This is a genomic window from Treponema sp. (assembly GCF_017430385.1).
Taxonomy (GTDB): Bacteria; Spirochaetota; Spirochaetia; order Treponematales; family Treponemataceae; genus Treponema_D.
Map to the genome: position 1 here is coordinate 1 of NZ_JAFRNB010000161.1, position 6,355 is coordinate 6,355.

General features: G+C 44.4%; 5 protein-coding genes. 3 read left to right on the forward strand and 2 right to left on the reverse strand.

Annotated features, from left to right (window positions below):
- The 3 genes from IJJ71_RS12415 to IJJ71_RS12425 all read left to right on the forward strand — a co-directional run.
- The coding region (locus tag IJJ71_RS12415) for a FlgD immunoglobulin-like domain containing protein (protein WP_296847452.1) at positions 1-3,280 on the forward strand (3,280 nt) is incomplete at its 5' end.
- 80 nt (positions 3,281-3,360) lie between these two features.
- Positions 3,361-3,741 carry a hypothetical protein gene (locus tag IJJ71_RS12420; protein WP_296847453.1) on the forward strand — a complete coding sequence of 127 codons (381 nt, stop codon included), beginning with the start codon at positions 3,361-3,363 and terminating at the stop codon, positions 3,739-3,741.
- Between the two features lie 11 nt (positions 3,742-3,752).
- On the forward strand, positions 3,753-4,793 hold the full coding sequence (locus tag IJJ71_RS12425; protein WP_296847454.1) for an SAM-dependent methyltransferase: 1,041 nt from the start codon (positions 3,753-3,755) through the stop codon (positions 4,791-4,793).
- Positions 4,794-4,845: 52 nt separating this feature from the next.
- On the opposite strand, the gene IJJ71_RS12430 is transcribed toward IJJ71_RS12425, so the two are convergent.
- Together IJJ71_RS12430 and IJJ71_RS12435 are read right to left on the reverse strand one after the other, a co-directional pair.
- Complete coding sequence (locus IJJ71_RS12430) at positions 4,846-5,823, reverse strand: ABC transporter permease (protein ID WP_296847456.1); 978 nt, start codon at positions 5,821-5,823, stop codon at positions 4,846-4,848.
- A 14-nt stretch (positions 5,824-5,837) separates the two neighbouring features.
- A partial coding sequence (locus IJJ71_RS12435; RefSeq protein ID WP_296847458.1) for an ATP-binding cassette domain-containing protein occupies positions 5,838-6,355 on the reverse strand: 518 nt, incomplete at its 5' end.

The window sequence follows — 6,355 nt, forward strand, 5'->3', positions numbered from 1 at the left end:
TGCTTATCCTGATTTTGATTATCCTTCCCCTAATGGAAAAGCTGGCATCCTTTCCGGTACTCTCACCGTCGGGAACAATTTCTATGTGAACGGAGTTGATCTTTCTTCGCTCACTCTTTCTCTTCCTTCAAAAGTCGATGCTCCTGTCCTCAATACAACTGAATCTGCAACCTCTACGATGTGGGGCGCACCTTATGCTGTTGTTTTCAATTCAACTGTTTCTAACTGTACGGCGAATAATTGGGTTGGGGCGGCTAGTGAATCAAAAGATTCTGCGGGAAAAGTTTTGTTCCATCACCAGAATGTCACGGACGGTGGCGGCAATACGAAATTCCAGTTCAAATCTGTTGAAATCGAGAAGGCTTATTCTGTTTCGGACTGCGTAATCTGCCTTGAAATGAATGTTCCGATAAAATCTCTTGGCCAGACGAGCGGTGCTGACATCACGAATACGGAGCATATTTCTTATAACTCAAAATCAAATACTTTTACTGGAATCTTTGCTGACCCTAATTGTACTCAGCCTGTTACGACAATCACGGATGATACTGTAAAATGCTACTTAAAGGGAAATACAAACTGGAATTCTGATGCAACTGCAACTTACGCCGGTGGTGAAGACAGTACGGATTATTCGGGCAACCGCAATCCTGCAAACATCAAAACCGATATTTCTGTTCTGGAAGGCATTTTGTTCATGCTGGACGGCTACACGATGAGCGCGAACTATCTGGCGACAAAGGCCTTTACCGCAACCGAAGACCATGCGCCGCCTGTTCTTGTTTCGGTCTACACTGGTCAGGAAGAGCATGTTAAAGGTGCTGCGAATCAGAAAACTTACGACGCGCACAATTTTATCGAATTCAAGTATTCGGAGCCGGTTTCAATCGGAGATTTTGCTTTTAATGAGACCGATGAGTCAAAACTTAATAATATTCAGGCTCAGGCCGCCTTTGACTCGGATGCTTCTCACGGAGGAGCAATCACGAACGAAACTTCTGGCTTCAAAGTCGAAGGATTCGGAACATTTGCCGCAGGAAAAGTCGTTGCGGGCTACAAGACTGGCTCTGCCGGCTCTTCCGACACAGCAAAACCTCACGCTTTATATAGAAGATTTTCGCTTATATCGGGCGGGGCTGAGACTTTCTATCCTTGCCGAATCAGGCTTGGAATCGCCGCCTTTGTCGATGGAACTGTCGATTCGTTTAACAACTGGCCGGGCTACATAGATTCTGCTGTTTGTCCAACCGGAACTTTCACCGTTCAGGCTAATGCTTTCATAAAAGATGAATCTGGAAATTCTCTTGGTGCCACAAATGCAGACGGCAGCCTTAAAACTTTGACTGTCAAAAATACGGCTTCAATTACAAACGAACTTTACGGCTCGTGGGATTGTCTGCCGCCTGTTTTTGCTCCGTATCTTGAAAAACTCGCGGACTGGAATTCTGCCGGCACTTTAACAGAAAACCGGACTTATGAGATTGTCGGAACTGTCGATTCAAATACAAGTTCTTGCATCAATCGAATCGAAATCCATCTTTTCGACAATGAGCCTGCTTTCGATGATTCTGACGCGTTAAAATGGGTCTCAAAAAAAGGCTGGTATGACCATTCTTCATATTCATACATTGATGCGCCTGACATGCGAGGTGGAGTCCGCTATTCAAGTCTTTCCGGCTCTTCCGCAGCATTCTCGTACAAATACAAAGTTGGTAGCGTACAGTCCGACGACCGCAATTTTGGAACGGAATTCTATCAGAATGTAAAAAGCTCACTTTTCAGTGCAAGCACGGAAGCTGTTTCCACAAAAGAAGATGAGCCTTATTTTGCACTTCCGCTCAATTCTGAGGACAATTTCCTTCCTTTGAGCACAACTTTTGTGATTACATTTACGCCTTCTCTCTGCTACATAACTGATTTGGCCGGAAACAGGCTTATTCAGACGGATTCATCTTATTCAACGACAAAAATTCTTCATGCAAAAGATATTACGCCGCCTTCTTTCTCGGTTGTTCTTTCTCCGGTCGGCTCAAATTATGTCTATGCCGTGTTCACGAAGCCTCTTAATCTTGACCCGGAACTTGTCGGAAAATTCAAGGAAAATATAACGATAGAGCCGGCTCCTTCTGATTCTCTTTCAATTGAGGATGTTTCTGTCGCGATGAATTCTGACTCATGCACGGCAATCCTCTTTAAAATGAACAGGGATATTACCCTTTCTGATGTCGAGACTCTTTTCCTTAAGATAAATGATGAGGGAACTGTGATTTCAACACCTTTCGGCGATTTGAAAACTTCTTATTTCAGGGATTCAGAAGGAAACGGAATTCCTGCACTGACGAGCCATGCAATCAGTGACTTTGCGATAAATGCCGTGGATGTGATTTATGCTTATGCCGCGCAAAATGAAGATGACGGCTGGAACGAGCAGGAAATCTACGGAAGCACGGATTTTGACGGATATGCGGTGCACAATTTTTCTGGCGAAACTACAAATGATTCAAGGCTTTTGAGCGGACATGACATTGTTTTCCAATACAAATTTGATGAAGGTGAAAGCCGAAAACTTGCCCTTGTCGCTGAGAAAAAATCTGCGCTCAAATCTTCATGGATTAGCGACAGGTACAACAGCCTTACTGGAAGTGACTGGCGAATCTGGCTTGACTGTACGATGGATTCTGTTGCCTCGGACTATAATCCAAGTCCTTTCTCAAATAATTGTTCGCCTGTTTTTGAAAAGGTTGACGGTTCGGATTCTTTGTGGAACATGACCTGGAAAAATGATGATTTCAAACTTGCGGCCGGAAATGAATATCAGTTCTTCTTTAAGATTCTTGACTCGAATGGAAATCCGATTGAAATCGATCATGACGGCGATGCTGAAACTGCAAAAATTCCTCTGTACGCGTTCAGAATGCCGAAAGAGCAGATTGTGGCCGGAAATTTCTCTTTCATAGATTTGTGGTCATTCAACATCAGCTCAATCACAAAGCAAAGGGGCGGAGTCACGATTTTGAACAATGTAATCGATGCCGGAATCGGAGAAAAATGTACGGTTGAAGTCAACATGGAAAGCGAAGGAAACCTTAACGTCTTCGTGATGACTTTGGACGGAAACATAATCAAGCGGCTTTCAAAAGGAATTGTCACGGCCGGCACTCACTATTATTATTGGGACGGAAAAAACAATGCCGGAAATCCTGTTGCCCGCGGATTGTATTTCGTGCGTGTGTCGGGCAGCGGAATTGACGAAACCCGAAAAGTCATGGTCGTAAAGTAACCGCAAGCAGGCTTCTGAAATTTTCTTAAAGTTTTTCAAATATTGAACTTTTCGCATATTTTCTTCATAATAAATAAATTATGAAAAATCAGAGGAATTCAGAGCGTTTTAACGATTTTGCCAGAGTGATTTGCGATGAGCTTTGTATTGTAAGCGGCGTTCTGACTGACATTAGCAATACCGGTTTCAGGGCCGAATTTAATGCTCCATGTACCATTGACAACGAAAAGGAATACTGCATTCAAATCCGCCTTTCCCGAATTAATGCGGAACCTCTCGAACTTATGGTGCAGCCGATGTGGTCTGATTTTTCTGACGGCAAAACATCAATAGGATTTTCGATTCTTCATTCAAAAGACTCCTCCCGCCTCGAAAAATACATAAACATGCTTAAAGATGACCGAAAATCTCAGGATGAAACAAATATCGTTTCCTATGACAACGAATCTCTCTTCATATAAAGTGAATTAAAATGGCAAAAATTGAAGAACTGACCGGGTGCGCTTTTCTTGCGTTCCCAAAAATGAAAAATCTTCTCACCAGCGAGCTTGCTCAAAGGTTTGGTTACGGAAAAATCATCGAATCAGCAACAATCGGCGGCATGTCTTTTACACCTCATGGCGGCTCTTCGTGGTTCGGGGATTTGCTTTACTGTCCGGATTTTAAGGCGGAATATTTTGAAAAAAATGACGGTTCCCTTCCGTACTGGGCGATGAGCGTAATGGTCAATCCTGTCCTCATAAGATTTGACTCAATCGGCGATGCAGCCCTTGCCCTTAAGAACATTCAGCGGAACTGGGCAGGCTATCAGTTCCAGCTTTTCAGGCGGGCGAGCCTCATTCAGGAAAAACTTCCTTACATCAATTTGAAGACCCGAAAATTCCCGGCTGAAATTCCGAACACGCCGATGGGATTGTACACTCTTCTCGACGAAAAGACGATGATTGCTTCTGCGGTCACGAATTCGCCTCTTCCAATGGGAAACATCCAGTTTGAGGAAGACCACGAGAATCCACCGAGCCGTGCATATCTTAAAATTCAGGAAAGCCTTACGCTTTACCACACTTTTTTTGGCGTTGATTTCCCGAAAGAAGGCGACAAATGCTTTGAGGCTGGGGCTTGTCCCGGCGGCTGGACATGGGTTCTTCGTCAGCTTGGGGCGGATGTGTTGGCCGTGGACAGGGCCGAGCTTGCTCCTGAGCTGATGGCTGACGAACATGTGAAATTTATGGCACACGATGCGTTTACTTTAAAGCCTGATGAAGTCTGCAAAATCCTGGACTGCGAAAAAATCGACTGGCTTTTGAGCGATGTAATCTGCTACCCGGAGCGACTTTTTGAATGGATTAAAATGTGGCGTGAATCGGGCAGGGCAAAGAATATTATCTGCACAATTAAAATGCAGGGTGCGATTGACTGGCCTTTGATAGCAGAGTTCGCAAAAATCCCGAATTCAAAAATCGTGCACCTGAACTATAACAAGCACGAACTTACTATAATGATAAAAAACTGAAAACGGCAGAGGTAAATCCTCAATTTTCCGCTTTCAGTTTTCTACTTTCCGTTTACTTGATGACTTTGAGTGATTCGTGGTCGATTGTCAGGGCTACTACGATAAGGAAGATGATTCCTTTTACGAGCTGCTGGCTGGCTGCAACCGGGAATACCATCGGAAGCGATTTTTCAAGTACGCAGTAGGTGAGAGTTCCCAAAATGATGTTCGAGAATCTTGCCTTTGCACCGCCCGAAATCGGCATTCCGCCCAAAACCAAAGCAATCAAAATCTGAGTTTCGAGCTGACGGCCTGCAGTTCCTGTGATTGCACCGACATGCACGACATTGATGAACGAAGCAAAGCCTGTGATTGCGCCTGCCGTTACATAGACCAGGAATTTTACGAAATCAGGTCGGCAACCTGAGAATCTTGCGGCTGTCTCTCCTGCACCGATTGCCCTCAAATCAAAACCAACTCTCGTAAAATGCCATACAACGAACACAGCGACAAGAATAATTCCCATCAAAAGGAATTTAAACCATGTCTGGTCGAGCGAAAGCACATTGTAGCTTGCCGGAACCGGGCCTGCTGTCGTGATGTATTTACACAAACAGCGGAAGAAATACTGAGAACACATCGTTACGATGAATGATGCAATCTTGAACTTTACATGGAAGAATCCGTTGAATGCGCCCATCACGGCTCCCGACACGATAGAAGCGACTATCGCAAGTGGAATGCTGTACATCGAAACCCAGCAGAATATGATTGATGAGAGACCGAGGACTGAGCCTTGAGAAAAGTCCAAGCCGCCGACAGTCATAATCAAAAATACGCCTGAACAGCAAGTCATCAGTACGAAAACCTGGCTCAGCATGAGGCTGAGGTTCTTTGGCTGAACGATTTTTCCACCTGTCAGGATGGAAAACAGCAATAAAAGGCCGACGAAGCCGAATAAAGGCCCGAAGTTAGAGAAAATCTGCTTGATTTTAGCCTTTTTTATCAAGTCAGCGTCTGTTATATTTTTAACTGCAATTTGACCTGTCATTTTCCTTCTCCTACTTAAATCATCTTTGCAATGAGGTCTTTTTCGCCAAGTTCACGGTTTCGTTTGAATTCACCATTAAACTTGCCGTCCTTCATTATGAAGATGCGGTCACTCATACCCAGAAGCTCAGGAAGCTCTTCCGAAATCATGATGATTGATTTTCCCTGCTTTTTAAGTTCGCCCATCAGCGCGTAGATGTCAGCTTTGACTTTAATATCGATACCGCGGGTAGGACTGTCCAAAACAAGAATATTAGAGCCTTTGCCAATCCAGCGTGCCAGAACGACTTTCTGCTTGTTACCGCCCGAAAGTTCAGAGACATACTGTTTGATTCCGGTCATTTTTGTGCTCATCTGCCGTGCGAACCTGTCAGCAAAAGTATCCAAGCCTTTGAGGTTCAGGAAGCCTTTGTGAGAAAGATCGCCCAAAGAAGGAAGCATGATATTTTCGCCGATTGAATCCGCAATTACGATTGATTCGTTGTCACGGTCTTTTGAAGCGTAAGCGATGCTGTGCTTGATTGCGCCCGGAA

Bases quoted from the DNA above. Each gene is read 5' to 3' on its own strand.
- IJJ71_RS12425 (WP_296847454.1), top strand. From the start codon at position 3,753: ATGGCAAAAATTGAAGAACTGACCGGGTGCGCTTTTCTTGCGTTCCCA.
- IJJ71_RS12430 (WP_296847456.1), bottom strand. From the start codon at position 5,823: ATGACAGGTCAAATTGCAGTTAAAAATATAACAGACGCTGACTTGATA.
- IJJ71_RS12420 (WP_296847453.1), top strand. From the start codon at position 3,361: ATGAAAAATCAGAGGAATTCAGAGCGTTTTAACGATTTTGCCAGAGTG.